Origin of the sequence: Nocardioides sp. GXQ0305 (genome assembly GCF_050880345.1) — a bacterium.
Taxonomy (GTDB): Bacteria; Actinomycetota; Actinomycetes; order Propionibacteriales; family Nocardioidaceae; genus Nocardioides.
The window spans coordinates 615,626-629,943 of the sequence record NZ_JBNYXG010000002.1 but is presented as its reverse complement, the minus strand read 5'-3'; the positions used below and the strand labels follow the sequence as shown (position 1 = coordinate 629,943).

Sequence of the window (14,318 nt, the reverse complement as noted above, 5' to 3'; positions counted from 1 at the left end):
ATGAGTGAGACGCGGTGGCGTCGGTCGCCCGACGCCACGTCCGTCGACTCGGGCGACCAGGTGGTGGTGCTCGACCTGTCGTCCTCGGACCCGCGGCCGCAGGTGCTGGAGGGGGTGGCCGCGGTGATCTGGCGGCTGCTCGAGGAGCCGCGCAGCGAGGAGTCGGTGGTGTCGGCGCTGCTGGACACCTACGCCGACGCGGAGGCCGAGCAGGTACGCCAGGACGTACCTGCCTTCCTCGCGCAGCTGGCGGACGCCGGGCTGGCGACGACCGAGTGACCCGGGTGGGCTTCGCCTCGTCGTACCATTCGGCTCCGCTGTCCGCGGCGGTGGCATACGCTTGGCCGTCATCTCGACTTACCCGGGGGGAGTGAGTTCCGTGCCGTTGGACTCTGAGGAGCGTCCGTGGGGCTCGTGGCACGTCATCGACGTCAACCACGGCTACAAGATCAAGCGGATCCACGTGCGTCCGGGCTGTCGCCTGTCCCTGCAGACCCACGACCACCGCTCGGAGCACTGGGTCGTGGTCTACGGCATCGCGACGTGCACGATCGACGGTGAGGTCATCACGGCCGGTCCTGGGCACTCGGTGGACGTGCCGCAGGGTGCCAAGCACCGCCTGGCGAACGAGGGGCTCGAGGAGCTCATCATCGTCGAGGTGCAGCGCGGGGCCTACACCGGCGAGGACGACATCGTCCGCCACGAGGACGACTACGGGCGGCACGAGGTCGAGTCCTGACGGGTCCGGGTCCCGGCTCCTGCTCGCTCTGAGCCACCGGGGCTGCGGCGTGACGTCGTCGATCACGACCCTGCCGTGCCGCGACCGAACGCATGAGAGCGTCTCCGGCTGGGCACGTGGTCACCGGACGACCACGCCGACCCCGGGAGGAACCCATGGCCGAGATGGACCAGCACGTCGCACGGCGCGAGGCGCTGGAGCGCGTGGTCGAACGTGTCACCGCGTGGCAGGAGACCGCGACCGAGGGCACGGTGCGCGAGGAGCTCGACCGTGGCCTCGCCGAAGCAGCGGTCACGCTCACGACGGAGCAGCGCGAGGACGTCGCTGAACGGATCTCGGAAGGTCGCGCGATCGACCTGGACCTGCTGTCCGCGGACGCCGAGGGGCGGCGGACCCGCCTGATCGCGAGTGCCGGGTTCTCGCCCGACAGCCCGCCTCACCTGTCGCCGTAGCGCAGCGCCTCGTCGAGCAGGGTACGGAGCACCTCGACGGTGACCGGGCCGTCCGGGCTGGGCAGGGGGCTGCGCCGGACGCCGTACGGCAGCACGTAGGCGGGGGTGTCCCGCTGGAAGCGCCAGCCCTCCGACAGCGGCCCGACGTCGTAGGCGTCGTAGCCCAGGGAGTCGAGCAGGTCGGTGACCGTCCGCTTGGCCGCCGCGTCGTCACCCGCGATCGGGAGCGTCTGGCGCGCGGGGTCGCCGGACGGGCGGGCCTGGGTGGCCAGGTGCTCGAAGTAGATGTTGTTGAAGGCCTTCACGACCGACGACCGGGGCAGGTGTGTCTGGAGCAACTCGCTGGTGGTGGTCGTCTCGTCGTCGAGCTCCTGGATGTGCCCGTCGCGTTCGGGGTAGTAGTTGTCGGTGTCGACGACCACCTTCTCCTCCAGCGGCTCGATGGGGACGTCGCGGTAGGCGTGGAGCGGCAGGGTCACCACGACGATGTCGCCCGCCTTCGCCGCCTCCGCGGGCGTCGCGGCCCGCGCGTGAGGCCCCAGGTTCGCGACCAGGTCCGCAAGGGTCTCGGGCCCGCGACGGTTGCTGAGAACCACGTCGTGCCCCGCGTCGATCGCCAGCCGGGCGATCGTGCTGCCGATCCTGCCGCTGCCGATGAGTCCGAGCGTGGTCATGAGGGGGAAACCAATGGGGGTGAGTCGGCATTCCGGGTGAATGGGAGACGGTCTTGCCTCAACCTCCTCGACCACCGGGAATGCAGAAGCCCCGTGCGAGCCAACGCACGGGGCTCCTGGAGGAGATGAGTCCTCAGCTGCCGGAGTTGATCATCCCTGCGCCGACGGTGACGCCCGTCTGCTCGTCGATCAGGATGAAGGAGCCGGTGGACCGGTTCTTCGAGTACGGGTCGCACAGCAGCGGCACGGTGGTGCGCAGCTGGACGCGGCCGATCTCGTTGAGGCCGAGCTCCTTGGTGTCCTGGTCGCGGTGCAGGGTGTTGACGTCGAGGCGGTACTGGATGTCCTTGACCATCGTCCGGCCCATCCGCGTGGTGTGCTTGATGGCCAGCTTCTGCCGCGGTTGAAGCGGCTTGTTGGTCATCCAGCACACCATCGCGTCGATGTCCTGAGCCGGCGTCGGGGCGTTCTTGACCCGGGCGATCATGTCGCCGCGGGAGACGTCGACGTCGTCGGCGAGCCGGACGGTCACGCTCATCGGCGGGAAGGCCTCGTCGAGCTCCTGGTCGAACAGGTCGATGCCCTCGATCGTGGAGGTCATGCCGCTCGGGAGCACGACGACCTCGTCTCCGGGCTTGAGGACGCCCCCGGCGACCTGCCCGGCGTACCCGCGGTAGTCGTGGTACTCGTCGGACTTGGGCCGCACCACGAACTGCACCGGGAACCGGGTGTCGACCAGGTCGCGGTCGGAGGCGACGTGGACGTGCTCGAGGTGGTGGAGCAGCGTCGGCCCGGAGTACCAGGACATCTGCTCGCTGCGCTCGACCACGTTGTCGCCCTTGAGCGCCGAGATCGGGATGACCTCGAGGTCGGGGATGTTGAGCTTGGTCGCGAACTGCTTGAACTCCTGGTGAATCCGCTCGTAGGTCTCCTGTGAGTAGTCGACCAGGTCCATCTTGTTGATCGCCAGCACCAGGTGGGGCACCCGCAGCAGCGAGAGCAGGACGGCGTGCCGTCGGCTCTGCTCGGTGAGGCCCTGCCGGGCGTCGACCAGCACCAGGCCGAGGTCGGCGGTCGAGGCGCCGGTGACCATGTTGCGGGTGTACTGGATGTGGCCCGGGGTGTCGGCGATGATGAACTTGCGGTTGGGCGTCGCGAAGTAGCGGTAGGCCACGTCGATGGTGATGCCCTGCTCGCGCTCGGAGCGTAGGCCGTCGGTCAGCAGCGCCAGGTCGGTGTAGTCGTAGCCCTTGGCCTGCGAGGACGACTCGACCGCCTCGAGCTGGTCCTCGAAGATCGCCTTGGAGTCCAGCAGCAGCCGGCCGATCAGGGTCGACTTGCCGTCGTCGACCGAGCCGGCCGTGGCGAACCGCAGCAGGTCCATGTCGTCGCTGACGACGGCGGTCTCGGTCGCGCTCGCCGTGGTCTGGGTGGTGTCGGTGGCCATCAGAAGTAGCCCTCCTTCTTCCGGTCCTCCATCGCGGCCTCGGAGAACTTGTCGTCCCCGCGGGTGGCGCCGCGCTCGGTGACGCGGGCGATCGCGATCTCGTCGATGATCTTGGGGATGGTGTCGGCGTCGGACTCCACAGCGCCGGTGAGCGTCAGGTCGCCGACGGTGCGGAAGCGCACGGTCTTCTCGACGACCTCCTCGCCCTCCTTGCACGGGTTGTACTCCGACTCCGACATCCACATGCCGCCTCGGTTGAAGACCCGGCGCTGGTGGGCGTAGTAGATCGACGGGATGTCGATCTCCTCGCGGCCGATGTAGTGCCAGATGTCGAGCTCGGTCCAGTTGGACAGCGGGAAGATCCGCATGTGCTCGCCCTCGTGGAGCCGGCCGTTGTAGAGGCTCCACAGCTCGGGACGCTGCATCTTCGGGTCCCACTGGCCGAACTCGTCGCGGTGGGAGTAGACGCGCTCCTTGGCGCGGGCCTTCTCCTCGTCGCGCCGACCGCCACCGAAGGCGGCGGTGAACTTGTTCTCCTCGATGGCGTTGAGCAGGGTGCCGATCTGGAGCCGGTTGCGGGTGGTCTTGCCGTCCTCGTGGACGATGCCGTTCTTGATGGCCTCCTCCACGCTCGCGACGATCATCCGGGTACCGAGCCGCTCGACCCACCGGTCGCGGCACTCGAGCACCTCGGGGAAGTCGTAGCCGGTGTCGACCTGGAGCAGCGGGAAGGGCACCTTCGCGGGGAAGAACGCCTTCTCGGCCAGCCGGAGCATGCAGATGGAGTCCTTGCCGCCCGAGAACATCAGGACGGGCTTCTCGAACTCGGCGGCGACCTCACGGAAGATGTGGATCGACTCGGCCTCAAGCTGCTCCAGCTGGCTCAGCTGGTAGTCGGCATGGGTCGGGGGTGCACTCATTGGATCGTGGGACCTCTCCTCGGGACAGCCCGAACATGCTAGCCGCGACGACCCGGCTGGGCTCAAATCCGGGAGGGCTGGTGGGACAAAAGTCTATCTGGTCGATGGTTTTAGTCAGACAGGCGGGCCGGGCGGGGGGACCGGAGGGGCGGTGGTCGAGGAGGGCCGGGTGGTGGTCGAGGAGGGCCGTCGGGGTGGTGCAAGCGGGCGGACGCAGGGTCGGTGGTTGAGGAGGGCCGTCAAGGCCCGTCTCGAAACCACCGGGAGCAGATGTCCGGCCTGTGGTGGTTTCGAGACGGTCGCTGCGCGACCTCCTCAACCACCGGTGGGTGCGTTGCGTACGCCGGGGGCGACGAGACGGTCGCTGCGCGACCTCCCAACCACCGGTGGGTGCGTTGCGTACGCCGGGGGCGACGAGACGGTCGCTGCGCGACCTCCCCAACCACCGGTGGGTGCGTTGTGTACGCCGGGGGCGACGAGACGGTCGCTGCGCGACCTCCTCGACCACCGGTGGAGCGGGGTCAGTTCTGCCGTTTCATGCCGACGATGCCGGGGCGGTAGTCCGGGTCCTCGAGCTCGGCGACGGTCGGATGGCCGAACATGGGGAGTCCCTGGGTACGCCGGATGACGCCCCACACCAGCGGCACCAGCACCACCATCACCAGGCCGACCACGGCGATCAGGACGGGCGACGTCTCGTCCTCGCCGGCTCCGAGCGGTGCCCACCCGGCCTTGTCGAGCAGGGCGACGCCGGACATCGTCAGCACCACGACGATGCCGCGCCGGATGATCGACTGCGGGACGCGAGGGGCCAGCCGGGCGCCGAGGATGGTGCCCGGCACCGAGCCGATGAGCAGCGGGATCAGCACCCCCCAGTCGAGGCCGTGCAGCGCGATGTTGGAGATGGCGGCGGCGAGCACCAGCGGCACGGCCTGCACCAGGTCGGTGCCGACGAGCCTGGCCGCCGACAGGCCGGGGTAGAGCATCAGCAGCGCGATCATGATGACCGAGCCCGAGCCGACGCTGGTGATGCCGACGAGGAGTCCGCCGAGCGCGCCCACCAGCAGGGTGGGGATCGGCCGGACCTTGGGGTCGCTGCTGGCCCCGGAGTACCGACCGGACCGGGTCCGGCGCAGGTTGATCCAGAGCCGCAGCGCATACGTCAGGGCCGCGAACAGCAGCGCGAAGCCGATGCAGAGCTTGAGGACCCGGTCGAGCTCCTCGGCGTCCGAGGTGACCCAGCTCACCAGGTACGGACCGAGCAGCGCCGTCGGGACCGAGCCGATGATCAGCCACTTGGCGAGCGACAGGTTCGGCGTACCTTCCCGGTGGTGGACCACTGCCCCGCCGGTCTTGTAGACGGCGGCGGCCGTCAGGTCGGCGGTCACGACGGTGGCGGCGTCGCCGACGCCGAGGAAGATCAGGGCCGGCGTCATCAGCGCGCCGCCGCCCATGCCGGTCAGGCCCACCACGATGCCGACGACGAAGCCGGCAACGAGGATCGCCACGAAGGTGCCGGTGACGACTTCGATCATGGGCTGATCCTCCCCGATCCGGTGAGCGCAGGAACAGTGACCCGCAGCAGAGATTCGACCTGCCGCGCGCACGTCGCGGCTGCTTCCTTGCCCCGACGGTAGGGGTCCGGGACGTCGAGCGCAGCATCGGCGGGCGGCCGTCGGGCCCCGACGGCGCGGACCAGGTCGGATCCCGTGGCGCCGTCGGCGTCGTGCACGGCGGTCGCGAACTGGCCGAGCGTGAAGACCTTGTGAGCCGCCGCCGGCTGCTGCTCGAGGACGAGCCGGCGGTGCGCCGTCTCGGCCGTCAGCACCACGTCGGCGTCGCTGACCAGGTCTGCGACGAGGGGCCTGCTCCGGAACCGCTCCACCCGGTCCGCGGGTACGCCGCGGGCGAGGAGCGGCCCGGTCATCTCGGCGTTCATCGGGCGGCCGTCGAGACCGTGGGTGCCCGCGCTGGAGGTCTGGAGCCCGTCGTCGCCGAGGTGCTCGGCCAGCATCTCCATGAAGGGGGAGCGGCAGATGTTGGCCGTGCAGACGAACAGCACCCGCAGCGGACCGTTCATGGTCGTGCGTCGGTCAGGTCGAGGTGGCCGGACTCGCGCAGGGCGACGAGGACGTCGTCGAGGGCGTCCTCGATGGTGCGGCCGGTGGTGTCCACCCGGACCGCGGCGTCGTCCGGCTCCTCGTAGGGGGAGGAGATGCCGGTGAAGTCGGGGATCTCGCCCCGCCGGGCGCGGGCGTACAGGCCCTTCCGGTCGCGGCGCTCGCACTCCTCCAGCGGCGTGGCGACGTGGACCAGGAAGAAGGCGCCTCCCGCGGCCTCCACCATCTCCCGGACCTGGGCCCGGGTCTCGGCGAAGGGCGCGATCGGGCTGCAGACGGCGAGGCCGCCGTGGCGGGAGATCTCGGCGGCGACCCAGCCGATCCGGCGGATGTTGGTCTCGCGGTCCTCGCGGGAGAACGTCAGGCCGGCGGACAGGTGGCGGCGGACGACGTCGCCGTCGAGGGTGGTGACGGTGCGCTCGCCCCGCTCGAGCACCAGGTCCATCAGTGCCCGGGCCAGCGTGGACTTGCCGCTGCCGGAGAGCCCGGTGAAGAACAGCACCAGGCCCTGGTCCTCCGGCGCCGGCTGGTCCGCCGCGACCACGGCGGCCACGTCGTCGGGCCAGGGGTCGTCGTCGCCCGGCTCGGTGAGCGCGTGCACCGGGTCGTCGCCGGCGTACGTCGCGACGACCTGGACGCCGAGCTGGTGGTCGGTCTCGGGGTCGCCGTGGGAGGCGAGAGGGACGGCCACCACGTCCGCGCCGAGGCGGGTGGCCGCGAGCAGCGTCGCGCGCAGCGTGGCGACGGGGGAGAGCGCCGGAGTGCCGGTCCCGACCAGGGCGAGCAGCGCCACCGGCCCGTCGACGGTCTCCAGCTCGGCGAGCTGGCCCTCGGTCAGGGCGTCGGTGACCGGGACGAAGGTGGCGCCCGCGTGGCGCTGCCGGACCTCGGCCGGGGCGACGTAGAGCCGCCGGAACGGTCCGTGCTGGTGGTGGGTGAGGGCGGTGACCTCGCCGGTGGCGGTGTCGACGCGGGCGAGCGGGAGGCCCTCGGGGTCGACCAGCTCCACCAGGGTGGCGTCGGACGTCCCGTCCGGCAGCGTCAGCGTGACCGGGCTCCCGGGCTCGCTGAACCGGGTGATCGGGAGGAGTGCGCCGGTGGTGAGGAGCTCGAGGTCATCGAGCTCGCGAGCGGTGGGACAGAACTGCGGGACAGGCTGGTCGGGCACGGGTGCATCCTGCCACCGGGCGGCTCCGAGGACGCTCGTTAGGGTGCTTCCGTGTCCGTCCCCGCCACCCTCGCCGTGCCCGTGACCGTCGCCGAGATCGTCCGCTCGGGCTTCGTGGAGGGTCACCACTACGGGTCGATCGTGGTGGTCGACTCCGCGGGGGGCGTCGACTGGTCGGTGGGCGCGGTGGACGTGCCGGTCCTGCCGCGGTCGTGCAACAAGCCGGTCCAGGCCCTGGGCATGCTCCGCGCCGGGCTCGACCTGCCTCCCCAGCTGCTCGCGCTGGCGTGCGCGTCCCACTCCGGGGAGGACTTCCACGTCGCCGGCGTGCGGGAGGTCCTCGCCGGTGCCGGTCTCGACGAGTCGGCGCTGCAGACCCCGCCCGACTACCCGCTCGACGAGACCGCGCGCGACGCGGTGATCCGGGACGGAGGGTCCCGGGAGCCGGTGCTGATGAACTGCTCCGGCAAGCACGCCGCGATGCTCGCCACCTGTGTCGCCAACGGCTGGGACGTCGCCACCTATCGCCAGCCCGACCATCCGCTGCAGGTCGCCATCGCCGACACCTTCGCGGACATGACGGGCGAGCCGGTCACCACGGTCGCCGTCGACGGCTGCGGGGCGCCGCTGCTGTCGGCGTCGCTCACCGGGCTGGCCCGGGCGTTCCGGCGGCTGGCGCTCGGGCTCGACGGCGACGACCGCCCCGACCCGCTCGCGGTCCGGGTCGCCGACGCGATCCGGCAGCACCCGGCGTACGTCTCGGGGAGTGGACGCGACGAGCGGGAGCTGCTCACCGCGATCCCCGGGGCGATCGGCAAGGCCGGCGCCGAGTCCTGCTACGCCGTCGCGCTCCCCGACGGGCGTGCCGTCGCGCTCAAGTGCGACGACGGGGCGGCCCGGGTGCGTCCGGTGCTGATGGCCGCCGCGCTGGAGCGCACGGGCGTCCTCGACGAGAGCGGTGTGGACGCCGAGGCGGTACGCCGTACCGGCCACGTGGCGCTGCTCGGTGGCGGCCAGCCGGTCGGTGAGCTGCGCGCGTGCTTCTGACGTGCGCGCTGCCGGTTTCCCCGGCCGGCCGGGGAAACCGGAGGTTCGTGACCGAAGGACCGGTCACCAACCTCCAGACTCGCGCACGAACCTGTGTGCGCGCCGGAGTGTGAACAGACTCACGCTAGCTGTGTTTGCATTTTGCTAGCAGTGGCTAGCACGATGGAGGCATGGCCAAGGGAAAGGTCGGGAAGACCGTCGGGTCTCTCGGGGACTACCTCCGGGAGCAGCGGCTGGCGTCGCGGCTCTCGCTGCGGCAGCTGGCCGAGCAGGCAGGCGTGTCCAATCCCTACCTGAGCCAGATCGAGCGCGGTCTGCGCAAGCCCTCCGCGGAGGTGCTCCAGCAGATCGCCAAGGCGCTGCGGATCAGCGCCGAGCAGCTCTACGTCCGTGCGGGCATCGTCAGCCCGGAAACCGTCCCGGGTGCGCCTGTGCGATCCGTGGAGCTGGCGATCCTGAACGACCCCCACCTCAACGAGCGCCAGAAGCAGTCGCTGCTCGACGTCTACGCGTCCTTCCTGGCGCTGAACACCCCAACCGAGAAGGAGTGACCTGGCTGATGGCCACGTTCAACCTCAAGACCGACCTCAAGGGCGCCACCAAGCCGCTGTACGCCGGCGTCGGCGCCACCGACCTCGCCGTCGAGCGGGTTCGCACCCTCGTCGCCGAGGCGCAGAAGCGCGGCCAGAAGCGCTTCGCCGATGCCCAGAAGACCGTCACCGGCCTCGACCTCGAGCCGAAGGCGCTGCGCGACCAGGCCGTCACCCGCGTCGACGCGCTGGCCAAGGACGCCAAGGCGCGTCGTACCGCCATCGAGAAGCGGTTCAGCGAGCTGCAGGCCGACGCGCTGGCGTTCCCGGCCCGCGTGCAGGCCCTGGTCGACGACAACTACGACGAGCTCGCCTCCCGCGGCGAGGGCCTGGTGACCCGGATCCGTCGCCAGGAGTCGACCCAGGCGACCGGTGCGTCGGCGAAGACCACCGCCGCGAAGGCCAAGACGACCAAGACGCAGGCCACCAAGGCCACGAAGTCGACGGGCACCACCGCGAAGAAGACGGCCACCAAGAAGAGCGCGCCCGCCAAGAGCAGCGCCAAGGCGACCGCCACCGCGGCCAAGCAGACCACGTCGGACGCGGCGAAGGCCGCCGGCGACGCCGCCGAGAAGGTCGGCGACTGACCTGACGACGGACGGACCCCCGGGAGCAGGAGCTCCCGGGGGTCCGTGCTTCTCGGACCAGGGGCGGTCACGCGCCGCGGTACGCTGGCGGGGTGCCGAACGTGTTCCAGATCGAGGGCGGGCTGCTCCTCGTGGTCAGCCTGGCCCTGCTGGCGCTGAAGATCTTCGCGCTGGTGACCGCGCTGATGTTCAGCCCCGACCACTACCGCGCGGCCGACAAGCTGACCAAGCCGGCCTGGGTCGCCATCCTCGGCATCGGCGTCGCCGCCCAGATCCTGATGCCCGACGTCCGCAGCCTGATCAACCTCGCGTTCACCATCGCGGTGTTCGTCTACCTCGCCGACGTGCGCCCCGCGCTCAGCGGACTCCGCCAGCGCCGCTGACGCCTCCCGCCGAGGGCTACTGCCCCTGGGCGGCGTACGCCGCCTCGGTGGCCTCCTTGTGGGGCCGCCACCACGCCTCGTGGTCGCGGTACCACTCGATGGTCCGCGAGAGCCCGTCGTCGAAGTCGCGGAACCGGGGCTCCCAGCCCAGCTCCGCGCGCAGCTTGCCCGACTCGATGGCGTAGCGCAGGTCGTGGCCGGCGCGGTCGGTGACGTGGTCGAAGTCATCCTCGTCGTGGCCCATCAGCCGGAGGATCGTCCGCACCACCTCGAGGTTGCTGCGCTCGCCGTCGGCGCCGATCAGGTAGGTCTCGCCGACCCGGCCGCGCTCCAGGATCGCCAGCACGGCGGCGCTGTGGTCGTCGACGTGGATCCAGTCGCGGACGTTGGCGCCGGTGCCGTAGAGCTTGACCCGACCGCCCATCAGCAGGTTGGTGACCTGGCGGGGGATGAACTTCTCGACGTGCTGCCACGGGCCGTAGTTGTTCGAGCAGTTGGAGATCGTCGCCTGCACCCCGAAGCTGCGCACCCACGCCCGCACCAGGTGGTCCGAGCCCGCCTTGGACGCGGAGTACGGGCTGCTCGGTCGGTACGGCGTGTCCTCGGTGAACCGCTTCGGGTCGTCGAGCTCGAGGTCCCCGTACACCTCGTCGGTCGACACGTGGTGGAACCGGACGCCGGCCCGCCGGACCGCCTCGAGCAGGGTGAAGGTGCCGACCAGGTTGGTCTGGACGAAGGGGGAGGGGTCGGTCAGGGAGTTGTCGTTGTGCGACTCGGCGGCGAAGTGGACGACCGCGTCCGCCTCGCCGACGAGCCGGTCGACCAGGTCGGCGTCGACGACGTCACCGACCACCAGCGCGCACCGCTGGTCCGGCAGCTCGGCCAGGGCCTCCTCGCTGGCGGCGTAGGTCAGCTTGTCGAGCACCGTCACCACCGCGTCGGTGTGGTCGAGGAGGTGGTGGACGAAGTTGGCGCCGATGAAGCCGGCGCCGCCGGTCACGAGGATGCGTCGCACGCCCGGCAGTCTAGGGTCCGGTTTCGACGGGCCGTCGCGAGCTCGGTCGCGGGCTTGCTCGACCCGCCTCCCCACGCCGGGCACGCCTCCGGCGAGCCCGGCCAGGGTCTGGTTTCGACGCGCCGACGCGACCTCGCGAGCTCGGTCGCGGGCTTGCTCGACCCGCCTCCCCACGCCGGGCACGCCTCCGGCGAGCCCGGCCAGGGTCTGGTTTCGACGCGCCGACGCGACCTCGCGAGCTCGGTCGCGGGCTTGCTCGACCCGCCTCCCCACGCCGGGCACGCCTCCGGCGAGCCCGGCCAGGGTCTGGTTTCGACGCGCCGACGCGACCTCGCGAGCTCGGTCGCGGGCTTGCTCAACCCGCCTCCCCACGCCGGGCACGCCTCCGGCGAGCCCGGCTAGGGTCGGCGCATGCGCGGCATCATCCTGGCGGGCGGCACCGGAACCCGGCTGCACCCGATCACCCGGGCGGTCAGCAAGCAGCTGGTCCCGGTCTACGACAAGCCGATGGTCTACTACCCGCTCTCGACCCTGATGCTGGCCGGCATCCGCGACATCCTCGTGATCACCACGCCCCACGAGTCCGAGCAGTTCCAGAGGCTGCTGGGCGACGGCTCCGCCCTGGGGCTCTCGATCATCTACGCCGTCCAGCCCAGCCCCGACGGCCTGGCGCAGGCGTTCCTCATCGGCGCCGACCACATCGCGGGCGAGCGGGTCGCCCTGGTGCTGGGGGACAACATCTTCTACGGCGCCGGCCTCGGCAAGCACCTGCGCCGCTTCCACCACATCGACGGCGCGGCGGTCTTCGGCTATCGGGTGTCGGACCCGTCGGCGTACGGCGTCGTCGAGTTCGACGACGACATGCGGGCGATCTCCCTGGAGGAGAAGCCCGAGCAGCCCCGCTCCCAGTACGCCGTCCCGGGTCTGTACTTCTACGGAACCGACGTGGTCGAGCGCGCCCGGACCCTCGCGCCGTCGGCGCGCGGCGAGCTCGAGATCACCGACCTCAACCGGCTCTACCTCGCCGAGGGACGGCTGTTGGTCGAGGTGCTGCCGCGCGGCGCGGCCTGGCTCGACACCGGGACCTTCGACGACCTCAACGACGCGAGCGACTTCGTCCGGACCGTCGAGTCCCGTCAGGGGATGAAGATCGCCTGCCCGGAGGAGGTGGCCTGGCGGATGGGGTTCATCGACGACGACCAGCTCCGCGAGACCGCGGGCGAGCTGACCAAGAGCGGGTACGGCGACTACCTGCTCGACCTGCTCGAGCATCCGCGGTAGCCCGACCCGTCAGGTCCCGCATCGTGCGCCTGCCCCGGACTCGAACCGGGGTGTGTGCCGCTCAGGCTGCCGTGCTTCAGCGTCCGGTGCGCACCACGACGGTCTCGGCGCGCTCCTGCTCCTCGCCGTTCTGCGCGACCAGGAGCTCCACGACGTGCTTGCCGGTGTGCTTGGCGAACTTCTCCACGAAGCGGGAGTTGGCGTCGAAGCCGTGTCGCGCCGCGAACGCGCGCTTGCCGTCCACCTTGACGAGCCACCGGACCTTGCCAGCCAGCACCTCGTTGTCGCCGCGGGCCTCGGTCCCGAACCGCAGGATGGCCTTGCGGTTGACCTTGTTCTTGGCGCTGTAGGTGGTCGGGCTGACCGACAGGGCCTCGGCCTTGCCGGTGAAGGTGTAGGTGGTGTCGTCCGCGGTGAGGCTGCGGATCAGGCCCTGTCCCTTGATGCCGGAGCCGAGGGAGAAGCCGTAGGCGTAGACCTCGGCGTCGGGCAGGGTGGCCTGCCACTCCTCGAGCGTGCCGTGGCAGTCCGAGCCGAACCCGCCGCCGGTCTGCGGGCAGGTGAAGCCGCGCTGGGCGGCGCGCGCCTGGCCACCGGTGTACCAGTAGTCGTCGCCGTACACCGGCTCGCCGACCAGGATGTTGTAGGTGTTGTCGTTCGCGCGGTCGGCGTCCAGGTCGAACACGATCTGGCTGCCCGGCTGCGGCTCGGTGCCGGTCCAGTCCAGCGACACCGCGTCGGGCAGCTCCGTGCTGGTCGGCGCCCAGTACTCCGCCGCCTTGGCGTCCGACGAGGTGTCGGTGGTGACGACCCGCAGGCCGTCCTCGAGGAACTCGACGGACCCGTTGGCGCGCGTGCCCGAGAGGACCTCGATCAGGTCTCCCTCCCGGACGGTCACCGTGTCGGCCGCAGCTGCCGGAGCAATCGGGGCCAGCAGGGCGACCGCGATCGCCGTCCCGAGGTAGGTCTTCTTCATTCTTCCTCCTGTTGGGGGTGGCCTCGATCCCCCACGGACCGAGACTCGTGCCTGCCCCGGACTCGAACCGGGGTGTGGACCGCTCAGGCGGGGACCTGGACGGGCGGGAGCGCCGTCCGTGGTGGCGGTGGCGTGGCGGCACGCAGCAGGTGGCGGTCGGGCGTCCGCGCCACGACGGCAGGTGCCGAGATCGAGATCGTCATTTCCCCACGCAACGGTCGTGGGCCGACCGTCCCCATGACCGACCCCGGAGGCTCTACCTGATCGCACCGAGCACCGGTCGTCAGACGAACCGCCGCACTGTTACCGCCTTGTGGGTCGGCTGTTGAAATGTGCGCGACGCACGCCGGCCAGCACCGGACGACGTGCCGGACGACGGCCGCCGATACGCTGCGCGCCATGAAGGTCCTCGTCACCGGCGGCGCCGGCTACATCGGTTCCCACGCGACCCTGGCCCTCCTGCAGCGCGGCGACGAGGTGCACGTCATCGACAACCTGTGCAACGCCTCCGCGGAGTCGCTGACCCGCGTCGAGCGTCTCGGCGACGGCACCGTGCCCTTCCACGAGATCGACCTCCGCGACCGCGAGGGCGTCGAGAAGGTGATGGCCCACGGCTTCGATGCGGTGATCCACTTCGCGGGCCTCAAGGCCGTCGGCGAGAGCGTCGAGATCCCGATGGACTACTACGGCAACAACATCGAGGGCACGCTCACCCTGCTCCGGGCGATGCGCGCGACGGGATGCCGCACGATCGTGTTCTCGTCGTCCGCGACGGTCTACGGCGACCGCGCCCCGGTCCCGTACGTCGAGGACTTCGAGCCGCTCGACGCCACCAACCCCTACGGCCGCACCAAGGTGATGCTGGAGCGGATCCTGGTCGACCTCGCCGCAGCCGAGACGGACTGGCGGGTCGGCATCC

At 70.9% G+C, this 14,318-nt stretch carries 17 protein-coding genes; 9 read left to right on the top strand and 8 right to left on the bottom strand.

Annotated features, from left to right (window positions below):
* The 3 genes from ACQ1X7_RS08005 to ACQ1X7_RS07995 all read left to right on the top strand — a co-directional run bounded on the left by ACQ1X7_RS08005 (position 1) and on the right by ACQ1X7_RS07995 (position 1,191).
* Positions 1–279, top strand: coding sequence for a PqqD family protein (locus ACQ1X7_RS08005; RefSeq protein WP_432477642.1), 279 nt, complete (start codon positions 1–3; stop codon positions 277–279).
* Positions 280–379: 100 nt separating this feature from the next.
* Positions 380–739 (top strand): phosphomannose isomerase type II C-terminal cupin domain, encoded by a 360-nt coding sequence (locus tag ACQ1X7_RS08000; RefSeq protein WP_432477641.1) that lies wholly within the window; start codon positions 380–382, stop codon positions 737–739.
* A gap of 155 nt (positions 740–894) precedes the next feature.
* Complete coding sequence (locus tag ACQ1X7_RS07995; RefSeq protein ID WP_432477640.1) at positions 895–1,191, top strand: hypothetical protein; 297 nt, start codon at positions 895–897, stop codon at positions 1,189–1,191.
* Here the strand turns inward: ACQ1X7_RS07995 and ACQ1X7_RS07990 are convergent.
* From ACQ1X7_RS07990 to cysC, 6 genes are all read right to left on the bottom strand, one after another.
* On the bottom strand, positions 1,176–1,865 hold the full coding sequence (locus ACQ1X7_RS07990; protein WP_432477639.1) for an NADPH-dependent F420 reductase: 690 nt from the start codon (positions 1,863–1,865) through the stop codon (positions 1,176–1,178). The genes ACQ1X7_RS07995 and ACQ1X7_RS07990 overlap by 16 nt on opposite strands.
* Before the next feature lie 133 nt (positions 1,866–1,998).
* Complete coding sequence (gene cysN, locus ACQ1X7_RS07985) at positions 1,999–3,312, bottom strand: sulfate adenylyltransferase subunit CysN (protein ID WP_432477638.1); 1,314 nt, start codon at positions 3,310–3,312, stop codon at positions 1,999–2,001.
* Positions 3,312–4,232, bottom strand: a complete 921-nt coding sequence (gene cysD / locus ACQ1X7_RS07980; protein ID WP_432477637.1) for a sulfate adenylyltransferase subunit CysD — start codon at positions 4,230–4,232, stop codon at positions 3,312–3,314. The genes cysN and cysD overlap by 1 nt, the downstream gene beginning before the upstream one ends.
* Before the next feature lie 521 nt (positions 4,233–4,753).
* A complete protein-coding gene (locus ACQ1X7_RS07975) occupies positions 4,754–5,767 on the bottom strand; it encodes a sulfite exporter TauE/SafE family protein (protein WP_432477636.1) in 1,014 nt (337 codons plus the stop codon).
* Complete coding sequence (locus tag ACQ1X7_RS07970; RefSeq protein ID WP_432477635.1) at positions 5,764–6,312, bottom strand: hypothetical protein; 549 nt, start codon at positions 6,310–6,312, stop codon at positions 5,764–5,766. Before ACQ1X7_RS07970 ends, ACQ1X7_RS07975 begins: the two co-directional genes overlap by 4 nt.
* Complete coding sequence (cysC, locus tag ACQ1X7_RS07965) at positions 6,309–7,520, bottom strand: adenylyl-sulfate kinase (RefSeq protein WP_432477634.1); 1,212 nt, start codon at positions 7,518–7,520, stop codon at positions 6,309–6,311. Before cysC ends, ACQ1X7_RS07970 begins: the two co-directional genes overlap by 4 nt.
* 51 nt (positions 7,521–7,571) lie before the next feature.
* Between cysC and ACQ1X7_RS07960 the strand changes: the two genes are divergently transcribed.
* The 4 genes from ACQ1X7_RS07960 to ACQ1X7_RS07945 all read left to right on the top strand — a co-directional run bounded on the left by ACQ1X7_RS07960 (position 7,572) and on the right by ACQ1X7_RS07945 (position 10,127).
* The gene (locus ACQ1X7_RS07960) at positions 7,572–8,567 is read left to right on the top strand and encodes an asparaginase (protein WP_432477633.1); all 996 of its coding nucleotides are present in this window, start codon (positions 7,572–7,574) and stop codon (positions 8,565–8,567) included.
* A 170-nt stretch (positions 8,568–8,737) separates the two neighbouring features.
* Positions 8,738–9,118, top strand: coding sequence for a helix-turn-helix domain-containing protein (locus ACQ1X7_RS07955; RefSeq protein WP_432477632.1), 381 nt, complete (start codon positions 8,738–8,740; stop codon positions 9,116–9,118).
* 8 nt (positions 9,119–9,126) lie between these two features.
* Positions 9,127–9,744: a hypothetical protein gene (locus tag ACQ1X7_RS07950; RefSeq protein WP_432477631.1), complete on the top strand. Its 618-nt coding sequence runs from the start codon at positions 9,127–9,129 to the stop codon at positions 9,742–9,744.
* 92 nt (positions 9,745–9,836) lie between these two features.
* Positions 9,837–10,127, top strand: coding sequence for a DUF2516 family protein (locus ACQ1X7_RS07945; RefSeq protein ID WP_432477630.1), 291 nt, complete (start codon positions 9,837–9,839; stop codon positions 10,125–10,127).
* Positions 10,128–10,143: 16 nt separating this feature from the next.
* Here ACQ1X7_RS07945 and rfbB read toward each other — a convergent pair whose 3' ends face one another.
* Positions 10,144–11,142 carry a dTDP-glucose 4,6-dehydratase gene (rfbB, locus tag ACQ1X7_RS07940; RefSeq protein WP_432477629.1) on the bottom strand — a complete coding sequence of 333 codons (999 nt, stop codon included), beginning with the start codon at positions 11,140–11,142 and terminating at the stop codon, positions 10,144–10,146.
* Positions 11,143–11,553: 411 nt separating this feature from the next.
* Between rfbB and rfbA the strand changes: the two genes are divergently transcribed.
* On the top strand, positions 11,554–12,423 hold the full coding sequence (gene rfbA / locus ACQ1X7_RS07935; protein WP_432477628.1) for a glucose-1-phosphate thymidylyltransferase RfbA: 870 nt from the start codon (positions 11,554–11,556) through the stop codon (positions 12,421–12,423).
* A 76-nt stretch (positions 12,424–12,499) separates the two neighbouring features.
* Here rfbA and ACQ1X7_RS07930 read toward each other — a convergent pair whose 3' ends face one another.
* Positions 12,500–13,399 carry a hypothetical protein gene (locus tag ACQ1X7_RS07930; protein ID WP_432477627.1) on the bottom strand — a complete coding sequence of 300 codons (900 nt, stop codon included), beginning with the start codon at positions 13,397–13,399 and terminating at the stop codon, positions 12,500–12,502.
* A 399-nt stretch (positions 13,400–13,798) separates the two neighbouring features.
* On the opposite strand from ACQ1X7_RS07930, the gene ACQ1X7_RS07925 reads away from it, so the two are divergent.
* The coding region (locus tag ACQ1X7_RS07925; RefSeq protein ID WP_432477626.1) for an NAD-dependent epimerase/dehydratase family protein at positions 13,799–14,318 on the top strand (520 nt) is incomplete at its 3' end.